This window comes from Aliihoeflea sp. (assembly GCF_052435475.1).
Taxonomy (GTDB): Bacteria; Pseudomonadota; Alphaproteobacteria; order Rhizobiales; family Rhizobiaceae; genus Aliihoeflea.
Window position 1 is genome coordinate 149,427 of the sequence record NZ_JBQVMV010000002.1, and the last position, 24,663, is coordinate 174,089.

The following is a 24,663-nucleotide window of genomic DNA, read 5'->3' on the forward strand; positions in this document are numbered from 1 at the left end:
GCCTCCCGGGGTGGTCACGCGGAATTTCATATCGTAAGGAAGGGTATGCTCAGGCTCGCTCATCTCTCGGACGTCCACCTCGGCCCCCTTCCCGACATGTCCTATCGTGAACTCGCCTCGAAGCGGATCACGGGCTACATCAACTGGCAGCGCAACCGGAAAGCCAATCTCCACGACCAGGTGATCGGGATGCTGCTCGACGACATGAAGGTGCGCGCGCCCGACCATATCGCGGTCACCGGCGATCTGGTCAACCTCGCGCTCGACGCCGAAGTGGAGGTCGCCCGCCAGTGGCTGGAAGAGGTCGGCCATGGCGACGACGTCTCTGTCGTGCCGGGCAACCATGATGCCTATGTACCGGGCGCGCTCGACAAGGCTTGCAGGGCCTGGGGCAAGTGGATGTGGGGCGATGGCAAGGCGCAGCCGGCCCATCGCGGCGCGTTTCCCTATATGCGCGTGCGCGGGGACATGGCGATCATCGGCGTTTCTTCGGCGCGCGCGACGGCACCGTTCATGGCGTCGGGCTATTTCGGTTCCACACAGGCGCGGCGGCTCGGGCGGATGCTCGACGAGGCGAAGACGAAGGGGCTTTGCCGGGTGATCCTGATCCACCACCCGCCGGTCCGCGGGGCGGCGCCGCAGCACAAGCGGCTCTACGGCATCGGGCGGTTCAAGAAGGTGATGATGCGCCACGGCGCCGAACTCGTTCTTCACGGCCATACGCATCTGCCGAGCCTCTACTGGCTCGACGGGCGCGACGGGCGCGTGCCGGTGCTGGGCGTGGCGGCGGCCGGGCAGGCGATCGGCGGGTCGAAGCCGGCGGCGCAGTACAACCTCATCGAGATCGACGGCGGGCCGGACGATGGCTGGGGCGTGCGCCTTCAGCGGCGCGGGCTGATGCACGGCCATGAAGGCGTGCGCGAGATCGTCGCGCAGACGCTGCTGCCGGCGGAAGACGGCGCTCAGAAGCTGATCGCCAGCCGGTCCCAGGCGAAATAGAGCACCGCGGCCACGCCGACGAAGGCACCGGCCAGGAACAGCGCCAACGAGGTGAAGACGTCGAAGGCGGCCTTGGCCGGTTCGCGGTCGAGCACGCCGAGGACGGGGGCAGGGGCCTCGCGGTCGCCGGCCAGCACCGCTTCGCGCTCGACCATGCGCTCGGCGACATAGAGCGTCACGGCATTGGCGGCCTTCTTGATGTCGGGCGTCTCGGCCAGCACGATGCGGCCGTTGCGGGTGTCCTTCAGGAATCGGTAGGTGCGCTTGTCGCGTCCCATGGTGACGTGGCTCACCGCGTCGATCCAAAGGCGCGGCTGGAGCCCGGCCGTGACGTTCAGATCGAAGCGCTCGTCGTCCGACGGGATGTCGGCGAAGACCTGTTCGAGGTCCTGCGCGAGGATTTCGAGCCGCGTCTGCTGCGCCTCGCGCAAATCGACGACGACGTCGGTGCGGTCGGCATTGTTGGTCTTGACCTCGCGGATCGCGGCGGCGAGGCGGCGCATCTCGCCCTTGTGGGGCGTTTCTTCCAAAGCTTCGCTCATGCCGGCGCTCCGGGACTCAAGGGTACAGTTAACGCTTCGTTACACCCCGATTCCGGCGAAAACGCGCCAAAAGTCAAGGGCTTCCGGCAACGAGAGAGGCACGGATGGCAGCGAGCACGGCGGGCTTGGCCTCCACGGTCAGCATGTGGCCGGCGCCGTCGATGGGGGTGAGGCGGATGTTTTCGGGCAGGTTCTGCGTCTGCGCAAAAGGCAGCACCGGATCGGCCGTTCCCCAGACGAGGTTGACCGGCATGGCGAGTTTTGCCAGCGCCTCGCGCGGAATCTCGCCCTGCACGCCGTCCTTCTGGATAATGCCATGGAAGGTGTCGAGGTTGGCGCGCTGGCCGCGCTGACCGCGCACGGCGGCAAGGCCGAGCACGTATTTCGGCGGCGTCGAAAAGCCCGGCGCGGACATCTCGTCCATGATCGACCCCAGCGCGCCGGCGTCGGGCGCATTGGCGTAGCGCTTCAAAAGTTCGCCGTTGATCTGCGGCCCGAAGCCGCCGGGCGCCAGAAGCGTCAACGAGGCGACGCGCTCGGGCGAGCGCATGGCGATCAGCGTGGCGACCGCGCCGCCCATCGAATGGCCGACGAGATGCACCTTCTCGATGCCGCGTGCGGTGAGATCGGCGGCGACGGCCTTGGCCGCCACCGTCGCCGGGCCCGCGCCGGGAAAATCGAGCGAGCGCCCATGACCGGGAAGGTCATAGGCGATCACGCGCGCGTATCGTGCAAGCGATGGCTGGATGTCGGTCCAGGTCGAATGCGACCCGCCGAAACCGTGGAGAAGGACGATGGTCTCGCCGCCTTTCCCCTCCACGCGCGCACCAAGCTTGTCGCTCATTTGGCACCGAGAATGCGGTTGGCCGCCGACACGACCGCCTCGAGCGAGGCCGCGACGATGTTGGTGTTGATGCCCGCGCCGAAGAGCTTTCCGCCCGGATGCTCGACCTCCATGTAGCAGATGGCCGCCGCGTTCGAGCCGCGCTGCATGGAATGCTCCGAATAGTCGAGGACGGTCAGGTCGATGCCGATATGCTTCGACAGCGCGTCGACGAAGCCGTCGACCGGGCCGGTGCCGGTGCCGGTGATCTGCACTTCCTGGCCATTGTCGATGATCGTCGCCTCGACCACGCGCCGGCCCTTGGCGGAGGTGTCCGGGAAGGTCTGGTGATCGACGAACTTCATCCGGCCTTTGGGCTGGTCGACATAGAGTTTGAGGAAGCGCTCGTGGATCGCCTTGGGGCGCAGTTCCTTGCCCTCGCGGTCGGTGATTTCCTGAACGTCGCGGCTGAACTCGACCTGCAGATTGCGCGGCAGGTTGAGGCCGTAATCGGCCTGCAGGATGTACGCGATGCCGCCCTTGCCGGACTGCGAGTTGATGCGGATGATCGCCTCGTAGGACCGGCCGACATCCTGCGGGTCGATCGGCAGATAGGGGACTTCCCACTGCGTCTTGTTGGCGGCCTTGATCGCCTTCATTCCCTTGTTGATCGCGTCCTGATGCGAGCCGGAGAAGGCGGTGTAGACGAGTTCGCCGACATAAGGGTGGCGCTCGGGTATCTTCAACTGGTTGGAGTATTCGTAGACTTCCTTCATCCGCTCGATCTGCGAACAGTCCAGCATCGGGTCGATGCCCTGCGTGTACATGTTGAGCGCCAGCGTGACGACGTCGACATTGCCGGTGCGCTCGCCATTGCCGAACAAGGTGCCCTCGACGCGGTCGGCGCCGGCCATCAGGCCGAGTTCGGTCGCGGCGATGCCGGTGCCACGGTCATTGTGGGGATGCAAGGACAGGATGATCGAATCGCGCCGGTCGAGCTGGCGGCTCATCCACTCGATCTGGTCGGCATGGATGTTGGGCGTCGACATCTCGACGGTTGCTGGCAGATTGAGGATCAGCTTGTTGTCGGGCGTCGGATTGATGATCTCGGTGATTGCGTTGCAGATTTCGAGCGCGACTTCGAGCTCGGTGCCGGTGAAGCTTTCCGGCGAATACTGGAAGCGGCAGCCGGGCACCGACCTGGCGGCCTCGTCCACGATCATCTTCGCCGCATCCGTGGCGATCGCCTTGATGCCGGCCACGTCCTTGTCGAACACCACGCGGCGCTGCAACTCGCTGGTGGAATTGTAGAAATGGACGATCGGGCGCTTGGCGCCCTGCAACGATTCGAATGTCCGCGCGATCAGTTCGGGCCGGCACTGGACCAGCACCTGCAACGACACGTCGTCGGGCACGCCGGCTTCTTCGATGGCGAAGCGGGTGAAGTCGAAATCGGTCTGCGAGGCAGATGGAAAGCCGATCTCGATCTCCTTGAAGCCCATGTCCAGCAGCAACTGGAACATCCGCGCCTTGCGGTCGTGGCCCATCGGATCGATCAGCGCCTGGTTGCCGTCGCGCAGATCGACGGAGCACCAGATCGGCGCCTTCTCGATGCGCCGGTCGGGCCAGGTCCGGTCCTTCAGGCCGACGAAGGGGTAGGGCTCGTATTTGCGGGCGGCGTCGGGCATGCCTTTGGCGCCCGTGGCAACGATCTTCGATTGCTCGTTCATCTTCGTCTCCTTGCCCGGCCGCGATCTCAGATCGGCGGCGGGCACTTCTAGTTCTGGGAATGGTGTCGGGACAAGGAGCTTTGCCGGATCTCGGCGGCACTTCGACCGCCGGGCGCTCCTTCAGCCAACCCGACGACCGCTGCTAAGAAGGAGAAGAAGCGAGGATAGGCGCGCGCGATCGCCGGCAGCAATGGCCGGGACGGTCGAGAAAGGGGCGCGCGACGAGGTCATGGCCGAAGAGATAGCCGAGCGATGATTGCGTGACAAGCCGCATCGCTTTCAAAAAATTGCGCCAATGGTTGTCGGGACGCGGCCCGTTCAACCGTCATTGGAAAAGGAGTAGTGTCTCCGCGGCCGGATAGATGGAGGATCTGATGGCAGACAAGGTTCTGATACTGGTCGGCACCAAGAAGGGTGCCTTCATCCTGGAAAGCGACGGTGCGCGGCGTGACTGGAAGCTCTCCGGCCCGTTCTGCCAGACCTGGCCGATCAACCATTTCGTCGCCCATTCCGAGACGGGAACGCTCTATGCCGGCGGCGGCGATGCGTGGTTCGGTCCGGCCGTCTGGAAATCGACCGATCTGGGCCGGACATGGACGCATTCCTCTAACGGGCTCGCCTATGCCGAGGGTCAGGAGCCGATCTCGTCGGTGTGGAGCGTGGCGGCGCACAATGGCAGCGTCTATGCCGGTGTCCAGCCGGCCGGCCTCTTCCGCTCCGACGACGATGGCGAGACGTGGACGCATGTCGAGGGGCTGCAAAAGCACCCGACGCGGCCGCACTGGAACCCCGGCGGAGCCGGGCTGATCCTGCATTCGCTGGTGATCGACCCCGCAGACGACGACAAGATCTGGGTCGGCATCTCGGCCGCCGGCGTGTTCCACACCGCCGATGGCGGCGAGACCTGGGAGCCGCGCAACCGCGGCACGCGCGCCGACTTCCTGCCGGAGGGCGAGAACTATCCCGCATTCGGCCAGTGCGTGCACAATGTCGTCATGGCGGCGGGCGCGAATGGGCGGCTCTACCAGCAGAACCATTGCGGCATGTACCGCACCGACGATGGCGGCATGAAGTGGGAGAGCATCGAACAGGGACTGCCGTCGAGCTTCGGCTTCCCCGCCGCCGCGCATCCGAGCGACCGCGACACGCTCTTCCTTTTGCCGCTCAATGGCGACACCAAGGGCCGCTACATGCCCGATGCCAGGGCGGCAGTCTGGCGCACGCGCGACGCGGGCCGGACATGGCAGGATCTGCGTGAAGGGCTGCCGCAGGAAAACGCCTATTTCGGCGTGCTGCGACAGGCGATGGCGACCGACCGGATGGAAAAGGCCGGCGTCTATTTCGGCACCAGCGGCGGCGCGCTCTTCGCCTCGAGCGACGAGGGCGAGACATGGCGCGAGATCGAGGTGCACATGCCGGCGATCCTGTCGGTCGAGACGCTGACGGTTCATGACTGAGCGGCCCGAAATCGTCGTCCGCCTGCCGGCGATCCTCGTCGACCTGTTTCCGGGCGCGGGGCGGCGGGTCGAGATGCAGGCCGCGACGGTCGGTGAAATGGTCGACGGGCTGGAAGCGCTATGGCCGGGGATGCGGGACCGGCTGTGCGATACGCGGCCGGCTATTCGCAGGCATATCAATGTGTTCGTGGATGGGGAGAGGGTGAAGCTCGATCATAGGCTTGCGGATGGGGACGAGGTGTTCGTACTCACGGCGATCAGTGGAGGGTGAGGACAGATTCTTTTTGGGGGGTCCCCTACCGAACCTGCCGCAGCGCCTCACCCGCTACCATCGCGACGCTCATCGCCAGATTGAGGCTGCGCGCGCCGGGTTGCATGGGGATCGTGAGGCGGTGGTCGGCGGCGTCGTGGACTATGTCGGGGAGGCCGGCGGATTCGCGGCCGAAGAGGAGGATGTCGTCGGGCGCATAGGCGAAGTCGGTGTAGGTGGTTTCGGCCTTGGTCGAGAGCAGCACCAGCCGCGCGCCCCGTTCCCGCCGCCAAGCCTCGAACGCATCCCAGTCGACATGGCGCGTCAAGGCGGCCATTTCGAGATAGTCCATGCCGGCGCGTTTCAGGTTGCGGTCGGAGAGGTCGAAGCCAGCCGGCTCGATGATGTGGATTTCAAGCCCGAGGCACGCGGCGAGGCGCAGGATGGTGCCGGTGTTGCCGGCGATGTCGGGCTGGTAGAGCGCGATGCGCATGGTCGTTCCCTGGTGCAATCGAGAGTTGGGCGTAGCGCCAATCCGGGCGGGTGGTCAAATCGCCCCGTTTCGGCTAAGAAGCGGCTTCGTCCAACCCGAACCACGAGGAGGCACGCGATGAATATTTTCTTCCCATCCCGCATTCGCGCGCGCCGCGCAGATTTCGCGCCTGTGGTTTTCGGATCGACGCTTCCCTGAGACACTGAAGCATCCGCTTTCGAAATCCGCCGGCAAGACGACCGGTTCTACGAGATTTCGACGATGTTTCCCCAATACGCCCCGCGCCCCGTCCGGCGCCTGCCCGATATTCGAGACCTTGCCGGCGGCCTCACCGTCTCGGCGCTCTTCGCGCTTGTTGCCATCGTCATGGCAGGAGGGCAGGGCGCCGATGTGGGAAGCCCGGCTGCGACGCCCTACATGAGAGCGGCGGAACATGGGCTGTCGCTCTGCGACGCCGTTCTCGATCCCGATACGACTGAAAGAGCTTGCCATGTTCCGCTGGTTTGAATCCCGCCTCGATCCGTTTCCGGCCGAAGAGCCGGTGGAGCCGCCGAAGACGCTGTTCGCCTTCTGCCTCCATTACACGAAGGACGCCTGGCCCTACCTGATCCCCGCGGCGATCCTGATCGCGGCGATCGCGATCACCGAGGTATGGATGTTCTCCTTCCTCGGCAACATCGTCGACTGGCTGACGGCGCAGGATCGCGAGACGTTTCTCGCCGATAATGGCTGGCAGCTTGCCGGCATGGCGCTGCTCGTCCTCGTCGGCCTGCCCGGCATGGTGTTCCTGCACTCGCTGCTCCAGCAGCAGACGCTGTTCGGCAACTACCCGATGCGCATCCGCTGGCAGGTCCATCGCTACCTGCTCAAGCAGTCGATGACCTTCTACCAGGACGAGTTCGCCGGCCGTATCGCCACCAAGCTGATGCAGACGGCGCTCGCCGTGCGCGAGACGGTGATCAAGACGTTCGACGTCATGAACTATGTCGTCGTCTATTTCCTCGGCATGATCTTCATCGTCGGGTCGGCCGACTGGCGGCTGGCCGTGCCGCTCGCCGGCTGGATGGTCGCCTATGTCTGCCTGATGGTCTATTTCGTGCCGCGTCTCGGCCGCGTCTCGGAGGAGCAGGCCGATGCGCGTTCGGTGATGACGGGACGCGTCGTCGACAGTTACACCAACATCCAGACCGTGAAGCTCTTCAGCCACGCCCAGCGCGAGGCGACCTTCGCGCGTGAGGGGATGCGGTCGTTCCTCGACACGGTCTACCGCCAGATGCGTCTGGTGACGGGGCTTTACGGCCTGCTTTACGTGCTCAACTCGCTTTGCCTGTTCTCCGTCGCAGCGCTCGGCATCCATCTGTGGCAACTCGATGCCGTCACGGTCGGTGCCATCGCGGTGGCGCTCGGCCTCGTGCTGCGGCTGTGGGGCATGTCGCAGTGGATCATGTGGGAGCTTTCGGCGCTGTTCGAGAATGTCGGCACCGTGCAGGACGGCATCGCCTCGATCTCGATGCCGCGCGTGGTCGACGACAAGCCGGATGCGAAGGCACTCACCGTGCCGCGGGGCGAGATCGTGTTCGACGACGTGCGCTTCCACTATGGCAAGCAGAGGGGCGTGCTCGAAAAGCTCGACCTCACCATCCGGCCGGGCGAAAAGGTCGGCGTCGTCGGGCGTTCGGGCGCGGGCAAGTCGACGCTCGTCAACCTGCTGCTGCGCTTCTACGACATCGAGGGCGGGCGTCTGATGATCGACGGGCAGAACATCGCCGACGTGAAGCAGGAGAGCCTGCGCGCGCATATCGGCGTCGTCACGCAGGATACATCGCTGCTGCACCGCTCCGTGCGCGACAACATCCTCTATGGCCGTCCCGACGCGACCGAGGAGATGATGGTCGAGGCGGCGCGGCGGGCCGAGGCGCTGGACTTCATCGCGGGGCTCTCCGACCCGGAAGGGCGCAAGGGCTTCGACGCCCATGTCGGCGAGCGCGGCGTCAAGCTCTCCGGCGGCCAGCGCCAGCGGATCGCGATCGCCCGCGTCATGCTGAAGGACGCGCCGATCCTGATCCTCGACGAGGCGACCTCGGCTCTGGATTCGGAGGTGGAAGCGGCGATCCAGGAGAACCTCTACCGCCTGATGGAAGGCAAGACCGTGATCGCCATCGCGCACCGCCTGTCGACCATCGCGGCGATGGACCGGCTGATCGTCATGGACAAGGGCCATGTCGTCGAGGATGGGACGCACGAGGAATTGATCGCAACCGGCGGCCTTTATGCCCATCTGTGGAACCGGCAGTCGGGCGGATTCCTTCTGCCAGACGAGGCGGAAAACGAGAAGGACATCGCAGCCGAATGAGCGAAGCGCCGGTGAAGACGGACGATCACGCGCCGCGCCTGTCCGAACGGGCGTGGCGGAGCGTGGAGAACGTCATCGATCCGTTCGCCGATACGGATCGCGCCGTGCTGCCGAAGACGGCGTTCGGCTTCATCGGATTCTTCGCTCGGCAGGCGCCTGGCCCGTTCGTTCTGCTGCTCATCGCCGGCGGGCTGACGGGAGCGGTGGATGCGGGGCTTTACTGGGCGCTCGGCAGGATCATCGACGTTCTGGAAACGACGACGCCGACGGCTCTGATCGCCGATTATGGCTGGGCGATCCTCGGCTATCTCGTCCTGATCCTTCTCGTGCGCGCCGTCGCGATGATCTTCCAGACCGTGGTGGAAGAGCAGACCATCGCGCCGAATTTCTACCAGCGCGTGCGCTGGCAGGCGTTCCGGCGGGTGATCGAGCAGCCTTACACCTTCTTCCAGAACGATTTCGCCGGCCGGATCGCGACCAAGATCACGCAAGGCGCGGAGGCGACGGGTGATTTCATCATCTCGTCGTTGCAGACCGTCTGGGGCTTCGTCACCTTTCTCGTTCTTGCGGCGACGATCATGTTCTCGGTCGATCCGTGGATGCTGGCGGTGCTTGCCGTCTGGCTCGCCGCCTACGGCATCGCCGGGTGGAAGCTCCTGCCGCCGCTGCGCGCTGCCGGGCGGCGCACGGCGGACGAGCGCTCCATCGTCAACGGACGCCTCGTCGACGCCTTCACCAACATCCTCGCCGTCAAGCTGTTCGATTCGGGCGGGCGCGAGCATTCCTTCGTGCGCGACGGCATGCACAGCTACCTGATGGCGGTGAAGAGACTGACGCGCTCCATCACCCGCGTGCGCGCCGCCGTCGCCATCATCAACGGCTTCATGATGGCGGCGATCTTCCTGCTCGCGCTGCAAAGCTGGATGGCGGGCGCGGCCACGACGGGTGCCATCGCGGCGGCCATGGGCCTCGCCTACCGCCTCAACCAGATGTCCGGCTACATGATGTTCAACATCAACGGCCTCATCCGCAACTACGCGACCGTGCAGGACGCGACCGGCACGATCTCGGTCGAGCCGACGCTGACGGATGCGCCCGATGCCGTCGTCGCGCCGCGCGCGAAGGGCGATATCCGTTTCGAGGAAGTCTCCTTCCACTACGGCAAGGATGGCGGAATCATCGACGATCTCAACCTCCACATCCGGCCGGGCGAGAAGATCGCGCTGGTCGGCCCGTCGGGCGCCGGCAAGACGACTATCGTGAACCTGATCCTGCGCCTTTTCGACGTGGAGGACGGGCGCATACTGATCGACGGGCGCGATATCCGCTCCCTGACGCAAGGGTCGCTGCGCGCCCAGTTCGGGGTCGTTGCGCAGGACCCGATGCTGATGCATCGCTCGATCCACGACAACATCGCCTATGCGCGCCCCGATGCGAGCGAGGCGGAGGTGATCGAGGCGGCGCGGGGCGCGGCGGCGCATGAGTTCATCGCCGGCGTTTCGGACCCCAAGGGCCGCGGCGGCTATGACGCGCATGTCGGCGAGCGCGGCGTCAAGCTTTCGGGCGGTCAGCGCCAGCGTATCGCGATCGCGCGGATGATGCTGAAGGACGCGCCAATCCTGCTGCTCGACGAGGCGACCTCGGCGCTCGATTCGGAGGTCGAGGCTGCGATCCAGGAAAACCTCTACCGGCTGATGGAGGGCAAGACCGTCATTGCCGTCGCGCACCGGCTCTCCACCATCGCCGCGCTCGACCGGCTGATCGTCATCGACGAGGGCCGGATCGTGGAGGAGGGCACGCATGACGACCTGATCGCGCGCGACGGGCTCTATGCGCAATTGTGGAAGCGCCAGTCCGGCGGCTTCCTCGCGCAGAGCCTGGCGGCGGAGTAGGGCGATGGCGCTCCGGCTTCCCGGGCAGGGCGGCGTCCGGCTCCAGACGGGGCTCGACACGCTTGACTACGAGCTTGCCGGCGAAATGGCGTCTTCGCTGGGGCGCGCAGGCGATCGGGTCGCCAGAGCCATGGCGGCGCTCAACGCGCATGAAGCACGCGACGCCGAGCGCGTGCCTCTCGTGAAGGCCGCCGCCGTCGCCGTTCATGCCTATTTCATCCAGCGCGAACTGATCGGCCTTCGCCGTCACCACGACGCGATCCGCGATTACGGAATTTCCGGAGAGGTGTTGGCGCGGCTGGGCGCGAGTTGAACCTCGAAAAGGGCTCTTTCGACTATCAACAGCCCCCGCGACAAACTGCCATCACGCCCTTGTAACGGCTGGACAAGACGCCAAGGCGGGCATAGAAACCTTCGCCAAATGACTGGGGGACGCCCCCGGCATCGCTTGCCGTTGCGCAGCGTGTCCGGGACGGGTGAAGATCACGGTTTCCTGCGGTCGAAGTGAGGCAATAAGGATCATAGTCCCGTGAGCGTGAACGATACGACCGAGCCGACCCGCCGCGACTTTCTTTACATCGCCACTGGCATGGCCGGCGTCGTGGCCGTCGGCGGCGCCGTGTGGCCGTTCATCGACCAGATGCGTCCCGACGCCTCGACGCTGGCTCTCGCGACCGTCGACGTCGACGTGTCGGCGATCGAGCCTGGCATGTCGGTGACGGCGAAGTGGCGCGGCAAGCCGATCTTCATCCGCAACCGGACCGAAGAGGAAGTCGCCGAGGCGCAGGCCGTCGAGCTTTCCGAACTGAAGGACCCGGTCGCCCGCAACGACAATCTTAGCGATGCGGAGCCGGCGACGGATCTGGCGCGCTCGGCAGGGGAAGGCATGGAGAACTGGATCGTCATGGTCGGTTCGTGCACCCATCTGGGCTGCGTGCCGCTCGGCCAGTCGGGCGACTTCGGCGGCTGGTTCTGCCCCTGCCACGGTTCGCACTACGACACCGCCGGCCGCATCCGTACCGGCCCGGCGCCGACGAACCTGCCCGTGCCGGTGTTCGAATTCATTTCCGAGACGGTCATCAGAATCGGCTAAGTCAAGAGAGAGCTTACAATAATGAGCGGTGGACACTCTACCTACACGCCGACGACCGGCATCGGACGCTGGATCGATTCACGCCTGCCGCTGCCGCGGCTGGTGCATGACTCGTTCGTTTCCTATCCCGTTCCGCGCAATCTGAACTACGCCTACACGTTCGGCGGCATTCTCTCGATCATGCTCGTCGTGCAGATCGTGACCGGCATCGTGCTCGCCATGCACTATTCGGCGCATGTCGACATGGCGTTCGATTCGGTCGAAAAGATCATGCGCGACGTCAATTCCGGCTGGCTGATCCGCTATCTCCACGCCAATGGCGCGTCGATGTTCTTCATCGCCGTCTACCTCCACATCGCCCGCGGCATGTATTACGGCTCCTACAAGGCGCCGCGCGAGCTTCTGTGGATTCTCGGCGTGATCATCTACCTTCTGATGATGGCGACCGCCTTCATGGGCTATGTCTTGCCCTGGGGCCAGATGTCCTTCTGGGGCGCGACCGTCATCACCGGCTTCTTCACCGCCATTCCGCTCGTCGGCGAGTGGATTCAGCAGCTTCTGCTCGGCGGCTTCGCGGTCGACAATCCGACGCTGAACCGCTTCTTCTCGCTGCACTATCTGCTGCCATTCATGATCGCCGGCGTCGTGGTTCTCCACGTCTGGGCGCTTCACGTCACCGGCCAGACGAACCCGACCGGCATCGAGGTCAAGCAGAAGACCGACACGCTGCCCTTCACGCCCTATGCGACCGTCAAGGACGCGTTCGGCATGGTGCTGTTCTTCATCCTGTTCGCCTATTTCGTCTTCTACATCCCGAACTATCTGGGACATGCGGACAACTACATCATGGCGGATTCCCTGAAGACGCCGTCGCACATCGTGCCGGAATGGTACTTCCTGCCGTTCTACGCGATCCTGCGCGCCATCACCTTCAACATCGGCCCGATCGATTCCAAGCTCGGCGGCGTGCTCGCCATGTTCGGCGCCATCGCGGTTCTGTTCTTCGTGCCCTGGCTCGACACGTCGAAGGTGCGCTCGGCCGTCTATCGTCCCTGGTACAAGCTGTTCTTCTGGCTGTTCGTGGTCAATTCGATCTTCCTCGGCTGGCTGGGCTCGCGCCCGGCGGAAGGCGCCTATGTGATCATGTCGCAGATCGGCACGCTCTACTATTTCGGCTTCTTCCTCGTGATCATGCCGCTGCTCGGCCTGATCGAGACGCCGAAGCGCCTGCCGAATTCGATCACCGAAGCGGTGCTTGCCAAGAACAAGGGGGCGGCATCCGTCCAGCCCGCCGGCGCCAATGCGTCGCCGGAAACCAAAGGCTGAACCGGCGCGCCGGCTCGAAAGGACTGACACGACATGAAGACTGTTCTCAAGGGGATCGCCGCGCTCGGTTTCGTCGTTGGTGCGACGATGGCGGCAAGCGCGGCGGAGTATCCGCTGATCAAGCCGGTAGAGCAGAACTGGAGCTTCGCAGGCCCGTTCGGCACCTATGACCGCGGCGAGCTGCAGCGCGGCCTCAAGGTCTATCGCGAAGGCTGCGCGGCCTGTCACGGGCTCGAGCGCGTGGCCTTCCGCACGCTGGAAGACCTCGGCTATTCGGAGGCGCAGGTCCGCGCACTGGCCGGCGAATACGAAATCCAGGACGGCCCGGACGCCGACGGCGAAATGTTCATGCGCACGGCGATCCCGTCCGACTATTTCCCGTCGCCATTCGCCAATCCGGAAGCCGCCGCCGCTTCCAACAACGGCGCGGCTCCGCCCGACCTGTCGCTGATCGCCAAGGCGCGCGCCGTGGAGCGCGGCTTTCCGCTCTTCGTCGTCGACATTTTCACGCAGTATGCCGAAAGCGGTCCGGACTACATCTACAACCTGCTGACCGGCTACGAGGATGCGCCCGAGGGCTACGAGCAGCAGCCTGGAACGTATTACAACCCGCATTTCCTCGCCGGCACCTCGCTTTCCATGGCGCCGCCGCTGCAGGAAGGCCTCATCTCCTACGATGACGGCGCGCCCGAAACGGTCGAGCAATATGCGCATGACGTGACCGCGTTCCTGATGTGGGCCGCCGAGCCGCATATGGAGGACCGCAAGAGCATGGGCTTCGTGGTCATGCTGTTCCTCATCGGCTTTGCGGTTCTGGTGTACCTCACCAAGCGCAAGATCTGGGCGAACGTCGCGCACTGACGTTTCCGCCGCGATTTGCAAAGGGCGCCTCCGGGCGCCCTTTTTCATGGCCGCGCGCCGCTTTCCTTCGCCGCCGCCATCTTCTACCAATAGCGCTCATCCACTCCGAGGCAGCCATGCACAACACCCTCCACGACACGCTCGTCTCGGCGATCCGCAACATTCCGGACTATCCCAAGCCCGGCATCATGTTTCGCGACATCACCACGCTGCTCGGCAATGCGCGCGCGTTCCGCCGGGCGATCGACGAGCTGGTGCACCCTTATGCCGGCTCCAAGATCGACAAGATCGCCGGCATCGAGGCGCGAGGGTTCATCCTCGGCGGCGCGATGGCGCATCAATTGTCGGCCGGGTTCATCCCGATCCGCAAGAAGGGCAAGCTGCCGCACGAGACGGTGCGCGTCGCCTACAGCCTCGAATACGGGCTCGACGAGATGGAAATGCACAAGGATGCCGTCGTGCCGGGCGAGAAGGTGATCCTCGTCGACGATCTGATCGCGACGGGCGGAACGGCGGAGGGCGCGGTGAAGCTCCTGCGCCAGATGGGCGCCGAGATCGTCGCCGCCTGCTTCGTCATCGACCTGCCGGAACTCGGCGGGCGCGCGAAGCTGGAGGCGCTCGACGTGCCGGTACGCACTCTGGTCGCGTTCGAGGGGCACTGAGGCTGGTCCAACCTCTTCGGCCGGCCCGCCTCTTTCCCAACCGGGCTGCGGTGCTAGGATCGGGCCATGTACACACCGCCCGCCTTCCGTGAGGACGACCCCGCCGCACTCGCCGCCATCATGCGTGAGGCAGGGCTGTCGACGCTCGTCACATCGACCGGGGAAGGCCTCGTCGCCACGCCGCTGCCGTTTATTCTCGACGAGAACGAGGGAGAGTTCGGCACGCTTTACGGCCACGTCGCCAAGGCGAACCGCCAGTGGCAGCTTGCGCCCATAGGCGAGGCGCTGGCCATCTTCCCCGGCCCGGACGCCTACATCACTCCGTCTTGGTATGCCTCCAAACGCGAACACGGCAAGGTCGTGCCGACCTGGAACTACATCGCCGTCCACGCGCATGGTCCGGTCGAGTTCTTCGAGGACGCGGAGCGGTTGCGCGACATCGTCACCCGGCTGACCCTTCGCCACGAAGCCGCCCGCGCCGATCCCTGGGCCGTCACGGACGCGCCGGAGCGCTTCATCGACGCGCAACTTCGCGGCATCGTTGGCCTCCGCCTGCCCATCACGCGCCTCTTCGGCAAGCGCAAGATGAGCCAGAACCGGCCCGAAGCGGATCGGGTCGGGGTGGCGGAGGGGCTTGGGGCGAGTGATCGCGAGGTGGATCGGGCGGTTGGGGCGATGGTGGCGGGGAACACCTCGTCTTGATGGGCATCGAGGCATGAACGGGCCAAACATTCCGGCCACGCGGCGTTTCGGGGCGCAAGTCGACTTCGGCCGGACGGCCCGCGAATATCAGCAGCACAGGCAAGGTTTTCCGCCCGCGTTCTTCGAGGCCGTCGACGCATGTGGTTTTGCAAGGCCGGGGCAGCGCGTCCTCGATCTGGGCTCGGGAACGGGGACGGTTGCTCGAGGTCTGGCGTTGCTTGGCCTGCAAGCCGCCGCGATTGACCCGGCCGGGGCGCTGATCGAGGCTGCGCGGCAACTGGACCGTCAGGCGGGCGTTGGGATCGATTACCATGTCGGTAAGGCAGAAGCGCTGCCTTTCGCGAATGAGAGCTTCGATCTGGTCACCGCCGGCCAGTGCTGGCACTGGTTCGATCGCCCTGCGGCCGCACAGGAGGCGCGTCGCGTCCTTCGCCCCGGTGGCCGGCTTCTCATCGCGCATTTCGACTGGCTGCCGCTTCCCGGCAACGTGGTCGAGGCGACGGAGCGGCTCATTCTGCAGGCCAATCCGAACTGGACCATGGGCGGTGGAACCGGCATCTATCCGCTATGGCTTGGCGATCTGGCCAATGCCGGTTTCGGGTCAATCGAGACGTTCTCGTTCGATCTTTCCGTCGCCTATTCGCACGAGGCGTGGCGCGGGCGCATCGCCGCGAGCGCAGGCGTCAAGGCAAGTCTCACCGACGTCGAAGTCGAGCGCTTCGATCGGGATTTGGCAGAAGTGCTCAGCAGCAAATTCCCCGGCGATCCGCTCGACGTTCCGCATCGGGTCTGGGTTGCTACCGGGATACGCCTTTAGCGCAGATTGCGCGCGTTTCTCAATTGAGATACGTTCGGATCAAGTTTGACAGGAGGCCACTCTCATGGCGCAAACTTCGATGCTGCACATACGTGTGGACGACAAGTTAAAAGAAGATGCAGGTGCCAAACTCGCAAATGTCGGGCTGACGTTTTCGGATGCCGTCCGAATTCTTTTGACGCGAATTTCAAAAGAGGGTGGGCTTCCGGCGGGTCTGACGGTCGATCCCGAGGCCCACGACACCTGGTTTCGCGCCAAAGTTCAGGAGGCGTTGGACGACAAGCGCCCAACCATTCCGCATCGACAGGTCATCGAAGAAGCTCAGGCGTTGATCGACAACAGGCGCCGTGCGCGTTCTTGAGTGGCAACAGGCCGCGCGCGACGATCTGATCGCCATCGTTGATTATATTGCGGCGGACAACCCGGACGCCAGCCAACGGCTCCTGGAAGATATCGTCGACCGGGCGGCAGTTTTGCCGGACTATCCAAAGCTCTATCGCTCGGGACGTGTCGTCGGTACGCGCGAAATGGTCGTGCGCTCGAACTACATCGTCGTCTATACCGAGGATGGCCGAGCCGTAACGATCCTGCGAGTGCTCCATGCTGCGCAGCAATGGCCCCAGATGGACTGACGGACTGGGCTCACTCCGCCTTCAACAGCACCGCGCTCTCAAACTCCAGCACCTTGTCCCCGCCCGAATCGAACGCCTCGCAGATCAGCGTCATGACGCGCCAGCCGGGGCGGGAGGCGATGGCGCGATGGGCTTTGGCGGTGCGGGTGAAGGTGATGGTTTCGTCGACATAGACGGGCTTCAGCCATTTCAGGTTGGTGAAGCCGGGGGAGGGGCCGAAGACGGGCTTTTCGCCGTCGCCGCCCCAGCCTGCGCCTTCCATGTCCTGGCGCTTTTCGAGATTGTAGCGCATCCACATCGCGCAGGTGTGCCAGCCGGAGGCGCAAAGGCGGCCGAAGACGGAGTGCTCGGCTTCCGTCTCGTCCATGTGGAAGGGCTGCGGATCGTATTTCGCGGCGAATGCCTTGATTTCGTCGGCGCGGAAGGTGTGGCTGCCGAGGTCGATGCGCTGGCCGATCAGCAAATACTCGTCGAGCGTCATGCGGCCACTCCCGGGTTGCGCAGGAGGAACATGCCGGTGTTCGCGAGTTCGCAGACCGTCTCGCCCTTCTGGTTGAAGATGCGGTGCTCGACGGTGACGAAGCCGAGATTGGGCCGCTTGGCCGATACGCGGGCGGCGGTGACGGTCGAGGTGCCGGAGAGCGTGTCGCCGGCGATGACCGGCTTCTTCCAGCGCACATAGTCGACGCCGGGCGCGCCCTGCGAGGTCGAATCGAGCAGGAAGGCGTCGCACATCATGCGCATGAACATCGCGCAGGTGTGCCAGCCGGAGGCGGCCAGGCCGCCAAGGATGGAGGCCTTGCCGGCTTCCTCGTCCATGTGCATGGGCTGCGCGTCGAACTGCGAGGCGAAGTCGACGATCTCCGCGGCGGTGACGTGCTTGACCGGCAGGTCGATCGTTCGTCCGACGGTGAAATCCTCGAACGCCCAGCGCTTTTCAGCCATGTCCGTCATCCTGTTCAAGTTTGAACGATAGTGTGGCGGCAAGAAGCGCGATGCGCAACCGGGTTCGGTTCACAGCCAGCCCTTCTTCTTGATGTACCAGAAGGGCAGGGCGGCGGCGGCGACCATGGCCAGGAGCGCCAGGGGGTAGCCATAGGTCCAGTGGAGCTCCGGCATGAAGTCGAAATTCATGCCGTAGATCGAGGCGACCAGTGTCGGCGGCATGAAGATGGTCGCCAGAACCGAGACGATCTTGATGATCGCGTTCTGTTCGATGGAGATCATGCCGAGCGTGGCGTCGAGCAGGAAGAAAATCTTCTGCGAAAGCCGCTCGGAGTAGTCGGCCAGCGAGGTGACGTCGCGCGAGAGCGAGCGGATGCGATGGCGGTGATCCTTCTCGCGGTCGGTGACATAGGCGAGATAGCCGGCGACGCGCTGGAGCGTGTGCAGGCTGTCCTGCAGGCTGGCGAGCAGCTCTTCCTTGCGGCCGATCTTGCGCAGGATGAGCTGGAAGTCGCGGTCGCGGCGCGAAGCCTTGCGGGCGGCGGGGTAGAAGATGCGCTCCGATAGATCGCCGATATCGCTGCCGACCTGTTCGATCACATCGGCCGCGCGGCCGACGATCGCCTCGAGCAGCGCCAGCAGGAGCGACGTCGCGTTGGTGCAGCCGAGCGGTGAGCGGCCAGCGCGTTCGGCGAAGCGCGTGAAGGTGGATGGTTCGATGTAGCGCACGGTGACCAGCTTGCCGGCACCGAGGATGAAAGTGACCGAACCGATCTCCGGCCGCTCCTGATGCGTGTTGGCGGTGACAGCCGCCGTCATGAAGTGGACGTCGCCCTCGCTGTAGAGCCGCGAGGAAAGCTCGATCTCGTCCATTTCGTCGCGGGTCGGCACGTCGATGCCGAGCCATTCCTCCACCAGCGCCTCGTCGGCATCGGTCGGCGCCACCATGTCGATCCAGACAGCGGCGTCGCGTCCCTCGCCGGTGACGGCGACGGGAACGAGAAGTCCGCCCTGAAGCGCGTAGGCCTGGATCATGGCAGTCCGTCAGGTGTTGAACTTGAAGAGCAGCACGTCGCCGTCCTGCACGACATATTCCTTGCCTTCGTCGCGCGCCTTGCCGGCGTCCTTTGCCGCCGTCTCGCCGCCGAGGGTGACGTAGTCGTTATAGGCGATGGTCTGGGCGCGGATGAAGCCGCGCTCGAAATCGGTGTGGATGACGCCGGCCGCCTGCGGGGCCTTGGAGCCCTTGGCGACGGTCCAGGCGCGCGTCTCCTTCGGGCCGGCGGTGAAATAGGTGATCAGGTCGAGAAGCTCGTAGCCGGCGCGGATGAGCTTGTCCAAGCCCGGTTCGTCGAGGCCGAGATCGCCGAGGAATTCTGCGGCTTCCTCATCGGAAAGCTGTGCGACCTGCGCCTCGATCTCGGCCGAGATGACGACGACGCTGGCGCCCTGTGCCTCGGCCATCTTGGCGACTGCGGCCGTGTGTTCGTTGCCGGATGCGGCGTCGCCTTCGGCGACGTTGCAGACATAGAGCACGGGATGCGACGTCAGGAGATTGAGGCCCTGCAGGATGCGCAGATCCTCCGCCGCGATGCCCTTCAAAAGCATGCGCACCGGCTTGCCGTCCTGGAGCAGCGTCAGCGCCGCCTCCATCATCGGCAGGACGGTCATCGCTTCCTTGTCCTTCGAGGCGGCGCGCTTGCGGAACTGCAGCGCGCGGCGCTCGAGGCTTTCGAGATCGGACAGCATCAGCTCGGTCTCGACCGTCTCGGCATCGGCGACGGGGTCGATCTTGCCCTCGACATGGGTGATGTCGTCATCCTCGAAGCAGCGCAGCACGTGGACGATGGCGTCAACCTCGCGGATGTTGGCGAGGAACTGGTTGCCCAAGCCTTCGCCCTTCGAGGCGCCGCGCACGAGGCCGGCGATATCGACGAAGGAGATGCGCGTCGGGATGATCTCCTTCGACTTGGCGATGCCGGCGATGGCCTTCAGGCGCGGATCGGGAACCGCGACCTCGCCGGTGTTCGGCTCGATGGTGCAGAAGGGATAGTTGGCGGCCTGCGCGGCGGCCGTCTTGGTCAGTGCGTTGAAGAGCGTCGACTTGCCCACATTGGGAAGCCCGACGATGCCGCATTTGAAACCCATGGAATTGCCCGTCCTGTGGCAGAAATTTTCTTTGTGGGGGCTATGGGGAATGGGCGCGCGAAGGTCAAGGGTCAGACGATGGCGGTCCTGGCCAGATAGCCGGCCGTCGCGACAAGCGCGGTGCCCAGAACCGACAGGATGCCGTCCTCGGTGACGAAGGAGAGCGCGAAGAGCGACACGGCGCCGGCCATGACCGAGCCGGAAAAGGGAATGACCTCGAGGAAGGGCATGACGAGCCCGGCGCAAAGGCAGATCAGGGCCGGGACGACCGAAAAGGGCGGCTTGACGAGGAAGGAGAGGCGCTTGCCGGTCAGCCGGTCGATGATGCGCGCGGGCTTCGCCAGCCAGTCGCGCGCGGTGTCGAGCTTCGAGCGGGACATGGTGCGGTTCAGGATGAAGCCCGGCAGCCAGAGCGCCTTGCGGCCGATCACCATCTGGAACGAGACGAGGGCAATGATCAGCCCGGCCGTCGCCGTCAGGCCGGGAATGCCGCTCGCCGGCGTCACCGCGACGAGAGCCGGGATCAGCATCAGCGGCCCGAACGCATCGTCGCCGATCTCATTGACGATGTCCTCAACCGAAACGCGCCTGCCATCGCCGGCGTCGGCGATGGTGTCGAGGACGGCTTCCATCGAGTCGAGGTCGTTGTTTTCGGGCATGGGGGGTGGTTCCCGCGGTGAGTGGTCGTCGGATATCGTGTCGGTGGTGGGAAAAGGGAAGGGGTGTGCTTTGTCGCGCCCCCCTCTGGCCTGCCGGCCATCTCCCCCGCGAGGGGGGAGATCACGCGCGACGAGGACGAGACTAATCTCCCCCCATGCGGGGGAGATGGCCGGCAGGCCAGAGGGGGGCGCGAAGGAACGCGAATGGTGTAAGGGAAAAGCTACTCCCGGCCCAACAACTTCTTCAGCATCGCCGCCATCGGCCCCGTCTCCGGCAGCTTGACTTGCGGGGCGGGACGCGCCTGGCGGATGTGGCTTTGCGCTTTCGGGGCGGGCTTGGGCGCGGTCTTCTTGCCCTGCACGGCCAACGCAACCTTGTTCATGAAGCCGGCGTCGTCGCCCTTGGCGAGCAGTTCGGCGTGGTCGGCGAAGGCGTCGAGCAGTGGGTCGAGCCAGTCGCGGTCGGCCTTGGCGAAATCGCCGAGGACATGGTGGGTGACCATTTCCTTGATGCCCGGATGGCCGATGCCGATGCGAACGCGGCGGTAGTCCTTGCCGCAATGGGCATCGATCGACTTGATGCCGTTATGGCCGCCATGGCCGCCGCCGGTCTTGATGCGGACCTTGCCGGGGTCGAGGTCGAGCTCGTCGTAAAGCACGATCAGGTCGCCGATTTCGGCCTTGTGGAAGCGCAATGCTTCGCCGACCGATTGACCCGACAGATTCATGAAAGTCTGCGGCTTGATCAAGAGCACCTTTTCGGAGCCGATCGTGCCGGAGGAAATCAGCGCCTGGAACTTCTTCGACCAGGGCGAAAAGGAATGGCGGCGGGCAATCGCGTCCGCCGCCATGAAGCCGACATTGTGCCGGTTGTTCTCGTATTTCGATCCGGGATTGCCGAGGCCTGCAATGATGCGCATGTCGGGCGCTCCCGGACCGGATCGGGCGATTACTCGCCCTTTTCTTCTTTGGGCTCGGCGTCGTCGCCTTCGGCGGCTTCTTCCTCGCCTTCCACTTCGACGGCCTCGACGTCGGCTTCCTCGGTCGTGCCAGCCTCTTCCTCAGCCGTCAGGACGGCCGGGGCGGCGATGGTGGCAACCGTGAAGTCGCGGTCGGTGATGGTCGGCTCGACGCCCTTCGGCAGTTCGATGGCCGAGATATGGATCGAATCGCCGATCTCGAGACCGGTCAAGTCGAATTCCAGCGCATCGGGGATCGAATCGGCCGGGCAGTGAACCTCGACCGCATGGCGGACGATGTTGAGCACGCCGCCGCGCTTGATGCCGGGCGACTTCTCTTCATGGAGGAAGTGGACCGGCACTTCGACGGTGACGACGGTCTTCTTCGACACGCGCAGGAAGTCGACGTGGACGGGGAAGTCCTTGACGGGGTCGAGCTGGTAATCCTTGGGCAGGACCTGGTACGACTTCCCGCCGACCTTGATGGTCGCAACGGTCGTCTTGAAGCCACCACCGTGGATCTTCATGAACAGCTCCTTGTAGGGGAGCGAAATCGAAACGGGTTCCTTCTTGTCGCCGTAGATGACGGCGGGGACGCGACCTTCGCGGCGCAGTGCACGGGCGGACCCCTTACCGACCGTCTCGCGCGCTTCGGCCTCGAGCGTGTAGCTCTCGTGGCTCATGGCAGTTCCTTTCAGGTTGTGGAGCGTTTGCGACGGCTTCAGGCCTCATGCCGCAAACGTCGAATGCCGCCGGAACCAAAATCCCAACGGCAATCGTCCGCGTTGCCTCCAAGGGTGTCTACGCGGGTGGCGGCTCTATAGACGAACTGGCTTTTGGGTGCAAGTTCGGGCGATCCGCCGTATCTGCAAATGGCTGGCCGTCGAGCAGCGCGCCGCGAAGCGCCGCAACGCGTTCGCGATCATGCGGACGTCCGGCGATCTCGTCCAGTTTGGCCAGCAATTCCATCTGCGACTTTGCGGGTTTGCCGGCCAGTACGGTGACGCAGGCAATGATGTCGGCGAGCGCCGCGCGGTCGTCGGTTGCAAGCGCCCGCGCTTCCTTGCGGGCCGTCTCCCAGTCCACCTCGATCTCGTCGCGGTCGCGGTCGAGCGTTTCGAGGAGGCGGGCCAGAAGGAGCACGTAGGTGGGGTGGGCGTCGCCGCCACGACGAACGGCCTCGCCGGCGGCGTGGAGGAGGGCGTTCCGCCATGCCTCCCCTTGGCGTTCGCCCGCAGCTTTGACGATCTGGTCGACGCCAGAGGGGCCGAGCGCGCGCAGCCGCGCCTCGCGCATCACCGCCCATGTGATCCAGGCATTCCAGATCGCATAGAGCGGAACGGCGAGCAGCGGCACGTAGCCGCGGAGCACTGCGCGCGCAAAGACGCGCCTGAGCAGAATCCGCATCACGAAGCTGGTCGCGCCGACCTTGGCCTTGTAGGCGAGGTTCCACAGCAGAAGCCGCCAGCGCGGAAGGTCGGCATAGGGGTCGATGCCGTAGATCTTGCGGTGCGGGTTTGGGATTTCGAGGGCCGAACGGGCGAGACCCGTCGCGATGAGCCCCGAGGCCGGCTTGCCCTTCATCGCGAGGCCGACAACGTCGCCGATCTTGGTGATGGCGTTGAGCGCGTTCCAGTAGAGAAAGACGATTTCGACGACGGTTATCAGCCCGACGACCGCATAGAAGCCGGTCCAGATCCACGGATCGTCCCACAGAGCCCGATCCTCGTTGCCGTTCAAAAGGCCCAGCCTGATCCAGATTTCGCCACCGCCGATGATCAGGCCGGAAATGACGCCCGAGACGATTGCCAGATGAACGGCACGATTGCGGATTGCCGCCAGGCTTTTCAGGTCGCCCTTGGTCAGCGGTAACTTGCCGGAACCCGCGCGCGCGGTGGACAGGTAGTCGCGCGCGCGCCTTTCCAGCAGGTTCAGTTCCGGTGCGTAATGTTCGACAGGATCAGCGATCTTCCCCTCCGCCTCGACGTCTCGTGCGAGGAAAAGCGTGGCAGCGCGGTCCGGTTCCCGTCAACCTGCCACGTGCAATTCGCGCATGTTGGGCAGGAAGATCGTCAGCAGGCCGAGCAGCGGCAGGAAGGCGCAGATCGTGTAGACGAACTCGATGCCGCGTGCATCCGCCACCACGCCGAGCACGGCGGCGGCGATGCCGCCCATGCCGAAGGCGAAGCCGAAGAAGATGCCGGCGATCATGCCGACACGGCCGGGCACGAGCTCCTGCGCGAAGACGACGATGGCCGGGAAGGCCGAGGCGATCATCACGCCGATGACGAAGGTCAGCACGAGCGTCGCCTCGAAGCCCACATAGGGCAGCGCCATGGTGAAGGGCAGGATGCCGAGGATCGACAGCCAGATCACCGTCTTGGAGCCGTATCGGTCGCCGAAGGGGCCGCCGAGGACCGTGCCGAGCGCGACCGCGCCGAGGAACAGGAACAGCATCATCTGCGACTGCTGTACCGTCACGCCGAACCGCTCGATGGCATAGAAGGTGTAGTAGCTGGTGAAGGACGCCATGTAGATGTTCTTGGTGAAGACGAGCAGCGCCAGAACGACGAGCGCGATGACCACCTTGTTGCGCGGCAGGGCGATGGCGGCCGCTGCGGGCCGGGCCTTTCGCGCCGCGGTATAGCGCTGATACCAGTTGCCGATCTGGTAGAGGATGATCATGCCGGCGAGCGCGGCGGCGCAGAACCAGGCGACGCTTTCCTGCCCGCGCGGCACGACGATGAAGGCGGCGAGCAGCGGACCGATGGCGGTGCCGAAATTGCCGCCGACCTGGAACAGCGACTGCGCCAGCCCGTAGCGCCCGCCCGACGCCATGCGCGCCACGCGGGAGGCCTCGGGGTGGAAGATCGCCGAGCCGATGCCGATCAGCGAGGCGCCGAGCAGCAGGAAGCCATAGGAATGCGCGAAGGCGAGGAGCAGCAGGCCGCAGAAGGTCGACGCCATGCCGAAGGACAGCGAATAGGGCTTCGGGTTCTTGTCGGTGTAGAGCCCGACGACCGGCTGCAGCAGCGAGGCCGTGACCTGGAACGCCATCGTTAAAAGCCCGATCTGCCAGAAGGCGAGACCGTAATCCTCCTTCAGCATCGGATAGAGCGCGGCCAGAAGCGACTGCATCACGTCGTTCAGCATGTGGCAGAACGACACCGCGAAGATGACTGTGAAGGCCGTCGTCTCGGCGGGAAGTCGGGCGGGCTGGGCAGTCGTATCGGTCAAGGGAAAAGCTCCGGTCTTGGCCGGCTATAGCGCAAGCCATGCGCTTTGCCTTGCGGCAGGACGAGATTTTCTTGGGCCAACTT

Annotated in this window: 28 protein-coding genes; 15 read left to right on the forward strand and 13 right to left on the reverse strand. The window is 64.9% G+C overall.

What is annotated here, in order from left to right:
- The first annotated feature begins 45 nt into the window (after positions 1 to 45).
- Positions 46 to 999: a metallophosphoesterase family protein gene (locus tag ACT6QU_RS03770; protein WP_444564508.1), complete on the forward strand. Its 954-nt coding sequence runs from the start codon at positions 46 to 48 to the stop codon at positions 997 to 999.
- On the opposite strand, the gene ACT6QU_RS03775 is transcribed toward ACT6QU_RS03770, so the two are convergent.
- The 3 genes from ACT6QU_RS03775 to leuA form a co-directional block, all read right to left on the reverse strand.
- A complete protein-coding gene (locus ACT6QU_RS03775) occupies positions 963 to 1,541 on the reverse strand; it encodes a hypothetical protein (RefSeq protein ID WP_444564507.1) in 579 nt (192 codons plus the stop codon). The two genes, ACT6QU_RS03770 and ACT6QU_RS03775, sit on opposite strands and share 37 nt — an antisense overlap.
- 73 nt (positions 1,542 to 1,614) lie before the next feature.
- Entirely contained in the window at positions 1,615 to 2,385 is a 771-nt protein-coding gene (locus tag ACT6QU_RS03780) for an alpha/beta fold hydrolase (protein ID WP_444564506.1), read from the reverse strand.
- Entirely contained in the window at positions 2,382 to 4,052 is a 1,671-nt protein-coding gene (gene leuA / locus ACT6QU_RS03785) for a 2-isopropylmalate synthase (protein ID WP_444564526.1), read from the reverse strand. Before leuA ends, ACT6QU_RS03780 begins: the two co-directional genes overlap by 4 nt.
- Before the next feature lie 416 nt (positions 4,053 to 4,468).
- Here leuA and ACT6QU_RS03790 point away from each other — a divergent pair, with 416 nt between their 5' ends.
- Together ACT6QU_RS03790 and ACT6QU_RS03795 are read left to right on the forward strand one after the other, a co-directional pair.
- The gene (locus ACT6QU_RS03790) at positions 4,469 to 5,551 is read left to right on the forward strand and encodes a WD40/YVTN/BNR-like repeat-containing protein (protein ID WP_444564505.1); all 1,083 of its coding nucleotides are present in this window, start codon (positions 4,469 to 4,471) and stop codon (positions 5,549 to 5,551) included.
- Complete coding sequence (locus ACT6QU_RS03795) at positions 5,544 to 5,822, forward strand: MoaD/ThiS family protein (protein WP_444564504.1); 279 nt, start codon at positions 5,544 to 5,546, stop codon at positions 5,820 to 5,822. Before ACT6QU_RS03790 ends, ACT6QU_RS03795 begins: the two co-directional genes overlap by 8 nt.
- A gap of 25 nt (positions 5,823 to 5,847) precedes the next feature.
- Here the strand turns inward: ACT6QU_RS03795 and ACT6QU_RS03800 are convergent, their stop codons facing one another.
- On the reverse strand, positions 5,848 to 6,294 hold the full coding sequence (locus ACT6QU_RS03800) for a tRNA (cytidine(34)-2'-O)-methyltransferase (protein ID WP_444564503.1): 447 nt from the start codon (positions 6,292 to 6,294) through the stop codon (positions 5,848 to 5,850).
- A gap of 261 nt (positions 6,295 to 6,555) precedes the next feature.
- Here ACT6QU_RS03800 and ACT6QU_RS03805 point away from each other — a divergent pair, with 261 nt between their 5' ends.
- From ACT6QU_RS03805 to ACT6QU_RS03860, 12 genes are all read left to right on the forward strand, one after another.
- Positions 6,556 to 6,801, forward strand: a complete 246-nt coding sequence (locus tag ACT6QU_RS03805; protein WP_444564502.1) for a hypothetical protein — start codon at positions 6,556 to 6,558, stop codon at positions 6,799 to 6,801.
- On the forward strand, positions 6,785 to 8,647 hold the full coding sequence (locus ACT6QU_RS03810) for an ABC transporter ATP-binding protein (protein ID WP_444564501.1): 1,863 nt from the start codon (positions 6,785 to 6,787) through the stop codon (positions 8,645 to 8,647). The genes ACT6QU_RS03805 and ACT6QU_RS03810 overlap by 17 nt, the downstream gene beginning before the upstream one ends.
- The gene (locus tag ACT6QU_RS03815; RefSeq protein WP_444564500.1) at positions 8,644 to 10,539 is read left to right on the forward strand and encodes an ABC transporter ATP-binding protein; all 1,896 of its coding nucleotides are present in this window, start codon (positions 8,644 to 8,646) and stop codon (positions 10,537 to 10,539) included. Before ACT6QU_RS03810 ends, ACT6QU_RS03815 begins: the two co-directional genes overlap by 4 nt.
- A gap of 4 nt (positions 10,540 to 10,543) precedes the next feature.
- Complete coding sequence (locus ACT6QU_RS03820) at positions 10,544 to 10,852, forward strand: DUF6665 family protein (protein ID WP_444564499.1); 309 nt, start codon at positions 10,544 to 10,546, stop codon at positions 10,850 to 10,852.
- 216 nt (positions 10,853 to 11,068) lie between these two features.
- A complete protein-coding gene (gene petA, locus ACT6QU_RS03825; protein ID WP_444564498.1) occupies positions 11,069 to 11,632 on the forward strand; it encodes a ubiquinol-cytochrome c reductase iron-sulfur subunit in 564 nt (187 codons plus the stop codon).
- A 21-nt stretch (positions 11,633 to 11,653) separates the two neighbouring features.
- Positions 11,654 to 12,958, forward strand: coding sequence for a cytochrome b (locus ACT6QU_RS03830; RefSeq protein WP_444564497.1), 1,305 nt, complete (start codon positions 11,654 to 11,656; stop codon positions 12,956 to 12,958).
- Positions 12,959 to 12,991: 33 nt separating this feature from the next.
- Positions 12,992 to 13,819 carry a cytochrome c1 gene (locus ACT6QU_RS03835; RefSeq protein WP_252926096.1) on the forward strand — a complete coding sequence of 276 codons (828 nt, stop codon included), beginning with the start codon at positions 12,992 to 12,994 and terminating at the stop codon, positions 13,817 to 13,819.
- A gap of 116 nt (positions 13,820 to 13,935) precedes the next feature.
- On the forward strand, positions 13,936 to 14,481 hold the full coding sequence (locus ACT6QU_RS03840; protein WP_444564496.1) for an adenine phosphoribosyltransferase: 546 nt from the start codon (positions 13,936 to 13,938) through the stop codon (positions 14,479 to 14,481).
- 66 nt (positions 14,482 to 14,547) lie between these two features.
- Positions 14,548 to 15,183, forward strand: a complete 636-nt coding sequence (locus ACT6QU_RS03845) for an FMN-binding negative transcriptional regulator (RefSeq protein ID WP_444564495.1) — start codon at positions 14,548 to 14,550, stop codon at positions 15,181 to 15,183.
- Positions 15,125 to 16,000: a class I SAM-dependent methyltransferase gene (locus ACT6QU_RS03850; protein ID WP_444564525.1), complete on the forward strand. Its 876-nt coding sequence runs from the start codon at positions 15,125 to 15,127 to the stop codon at positions 15,998 to 16,000. Before ACT6QU_RS03845 ends, ACT6QU_RS03850 begins: the two co-directional genes overlap by 59 nt.
- 64 nt (positions 16,001 to 16,064) lie before the next feature.
- Positions 16,065 to 16,361, forward strand: a complete 297-nt coding sequence (locus tag ACT6QU_RS03855; protein ID WP_444564494.1) for a type II toxin-antitoxin system RelB/DinJ family antitoxin — start codon at positions 16,065 to 16,067, stop codon at positions 16,359 to 16,361.
- The gene (locus ACT6QU_RS03860) at positions 16,348 to 16,632 is read left to right on the forward strand and encodes a type II toxin-antitoxin system RelE/ParE family toxin (protein ID WP_444564493.1); all 285 of its coding nucleotides are present in this window, start codon (positions 16,348 to 16,350) and stop codon (positions 16,630 to 16,632) included. Before ACT6QU_RS03855 ends, ACT6QU_RS03860 begins: the two co-directional genes overlap by 14 nt.
- Before the next feature lie 10 nt (positions 16,633 to 16,642).
- On the opposite strand, the gene ACT6QU_RS03865 is transcribed toward ACT6QU_RS03860, so the two are convergent.
- From ACT6QU_RS03865 to ACT6QU_RS03905, 9 genes are all read right to left on the reverse strand, one after another.
- Positions 16,643 to 17,113, reverse strand: coding sequence for a MaoC family dehydratase (locus ACT6QU_RS03865; protein ID WP_444564492.1), 471 nt, complete (start codon positions 17,111 to 17,113; stop codon positions 16,643 to 16,645).
- The gene (locus tag ACT6QU_RS03870; RefSeq protein ID WP_444564491.1) at positions 17,110 to 17,595 is read right to left on the reverse strand and encodes a MaoC family dehydratase; all 486 of its coding nucleotides are present in this window, start codon (positions 17,593 to 17,595) and stop codon (positions 17,110 to 17,112) included. Before ACT6QU_RS03870 ends, ACT6QU_RS03865 begins: the two co-directional genes overlap by 4 nt.
- 51 nt (positions 17,596 to 17,646) lie before the next feature.
- Positions 17,647 to 18,612 carry a magnesium transporter CorA family protein gene (locus tag ACT6QU_RS03875; protein WP_444564490.1) on the reverse strand — a complete coding sequence of 322 codons (966 nt, stop codon included), beginning with the start codon at positions 18,610 to 18,612 and terminating at the stop codon, positions 17,647 to 17,649.
- A gap of 9 nt (positions 18,613 to 18,621) precedes the next feature.
- Positions 18,622 to 19,725, reverse strand: a complete 1,104-nt coding sequence (gene ychF, locus ACT6QU_RS03880) for a redox-regulated ATPase YchF (RefSeq protein ID WP_444564489.1) — start codon at positions 19,723 to 19,725, stop codon at positions 18,622 to 18,624.
- A 71-nt stretch (positions 19,726 to 19,796) separates the two neighbouring features.
- Positions 19,797 to 20,384: an exopolysaccharide biosynthesis protein gene (locus ACT6QU_RS03885; RefSeq protein ID WP_444564488.1), complete on the reverse strand. Its 588-nt coding sequence runs from the start codon at positions 20,382 to 20,384 to the stop codon at positions 19,797 to 19,799.
- Between the two features lie 221 nt (positions 20,385 to 20,605).
- The gene (gene pth, locus ACT6QU_RS03890) at positions 20,606 to 21,304 is read right to left on the reverse strand and encodes an aminoacyl-tRNA hydrolase (RefSeq protein ID WP_444564487.1); all 699 of its coding nucleotides are present in this window, start codon (positions 21,302 to 21,304) and stop codon (positions 20,606 to 20,608) included.
- A gap of 29 nt (positions 21,305 to 21,333) precedes the next feature.
- Positions 21,334 to 22,026, reverse strand: coding sequence for a 50S ribosomal protein L25/general stress protein Ctc (locus ACT6QU_RS03895; RefSeq protein ID WP_444564486.1), 693 nt, complete (start codon positions 22,024 to 22,026; stop codon positions 21,334 to 21,336).
- A 118-nt stretch (positions 22,027 to 22,144) separates the two neighbouring features.
- Entirely contained in the window at positions 22,145 to 23,311 is a 1,167-nt protein-coding gene (locus ACT6QU_RS03900) for an LBF_2804 family protein (protein ID WP_444836526.1), read from the reverse strand.
- Positions 23,312 to 23,371: 60 nt separating this feature from the next.
- Complete coding sequence (locus ACT6QU_RS03905; RefSeq protein WP_444564485.1) at positions 23,372 to 24,580, reverse strand: MFS transporter; 1,209 nt, start codon at positions 24,578 to 24,580, stop codon at positions 23,372 to 23,374.
- Between the last annotated feature and the right edge of the window lie 83 nt (positions 24,581 to 24,663).

What these genes read in the sequence shown, in the direction of transcription:
- ACT6QU_RS03875 (WP_444564490.1), bottom strand. Translation starts at nt 18,612, where the DNA reads ATGATCCAGGCCTACGCGCTTCAGGGCGGACTTCTCGTTCCCGTCGCC.
- ACT6QU_RS03805 (WP_444564502.1), top strand. Translation starts at nt 6,556, where the DNA reads ATGTTTCCCCAATACGCCCCGCGCCCCGTCCGGCGCCTGCCCGATATT.
- ACT6QU_RS03845 (WP_444564495.1), top strand. Translation starts at nt 14,548, where the DNA reads ATGTACACACCGCCCGCCTTCCGTGAGGACGACCCCGCCGCACTCGCC.
- ACT6QU_RS03895 (WP_444564486.1), bottom strand. Translation starts at nt 22,026, where the DNA reads ATGAGCCACGAGAGCTACACGCTCGAGGCCGAAGCGCGCGAGACGGTC.
- ACT6QU_RS03790 (WP_444564505.1), top strand. Translation starts at nt 4,469, where the DNA reads ATGGCAGACAAGGTTCTGATACTGGTCGGCACCAAGAAGGGTGCCTTC.
- ACT6QU_RS03840 (WP_444564496.1), top strand. Translation starts at nt 13,936, where the DNA reads ATGCACAACACCCTCCACGACACGCTCGTCTCGGCGATCCGCAACATT.
- ACT6QU_RS03820 (WP_444564499.1), top strand. Translation starts at nt 10,544, where the DNA reads ATGGCGCTCCGGCTTCCCGGGCAGGGCGGCGTCCGGCTCCAGACGGGG.
- ACT6QU_RS03795 (WP_444564504.1), top strand. Translation starts at nt 5,544, where the DNA reads ATGACTGAGCGGCCCGAAATCGTCGTCCGCCTGCCGGCGATCCTCGTC.
- leuA (WP_444564526.1), bottom strand. Translation starts at nt 4,052, where the DNA reads ATGCCCGACGCCGCCCGCAAATACGAGCCCTACCCCTTCGTCGGCCTG.
- ychF (WP_444564489.1), bottom strand. Translation starts at nt 19,725, where the DNA reads ATGGGTTTCAAATGCGGCATCGTCGGGCTTCCCAATGTGGGCAAGTCG.
- ACT6QU_RS03865 (WP_444564492.1), bottom strand. Translation starts at nt 17,113, where the DNA reads ATGACGCTCGACGAGTATTTGCTGATCGGCCAGCGCATCGACCTCGGC.
- ACT6QU_RS03815 (WP_444564500.1), top strand. Translation starts at nt 8,644, where the DNA reads ATGAGCGAAGCGCCGGTGAAGACGGACGATCACGCGCCGCGCCTGTCC.
- ACT6QU_RS03775 (WP_444564507.1), bottom strand. Translation starts at nt 1,541, where the DNA reads ATGAGCGAAGCTTTGGAAGAAACGCCCCACAAGGGCGAGATGCGCCGC.
- ACT6QU_RS03810 (WP_444564501.1), top strand. Translation starts at nt 6,785, where the DNA reads ATGTTCCGCTGGTTTGAATCCCGCCTCGATCCGTTTCCGGCCGAAGAG.
- ACT6QU_RS03885 (WP_444564488.1), bottom strand. Translation starts at nt 20,384, where the DNA reads ATGCCCGAAAACAACGACCTCGACTCGATGGAAGCCGTCCTCGACACC.
- ACT6QU_RS03855 (WP_444564494.1), top strand. Translation starts at nt 16,065, where the DNA reads ATGGCGCAAACTTCGATGCTGCACATACGTGTGGACGACAAGTTAAAA.
- ACT6QU_RS03780 (WP_444564506.1), bottom strand. Translation starts at nt 2,385, where the DNA reads ATGAGCGACAAGCTTGGTGCGCGCGTGGAGGGGAAAGGCGGCGAGACC.
- ACT6QU_RS03770 (WP_444564508.1), top strand. Translation starts at nt 46, where the DNA reads ATGCTCAGGCTCGCTCATCTCTCGGACGTCCACCTCGGCCCCCTTCCC.
- ACT6QU_RS03835 (WP_252926096.1), top strand. Translation starts at nt 12,992, where the DNA reads ATGAAGACTGTTCTCAAGGGGATCGCCGCGCTCGGTTTCGTCGTTGGT.
- ACT6QU_RS03830 (WP_444564497.1), top strand. Translation starts at nt 11,654, where the DNA reads ATGAGCGGTGGACACTCTACCTACACGCCGACGACCGGCATCGGACGC.
- ACT6QU_RS03800 (WP_444564503.1), bottom strand. Translation starts at nt 6,294, where the DNA reads ATGCGCATCGCGCTCTACCAGCCCGACATCGCCGGCAACACCGGCACC.
- pth (WP_444564487.1), bottom strand. Translation starts at nt 21,304, where the DNA reads ATGCGCATCATTGCAGGCCTCGGCAATCCCGGATCGAAATACGAGAAC.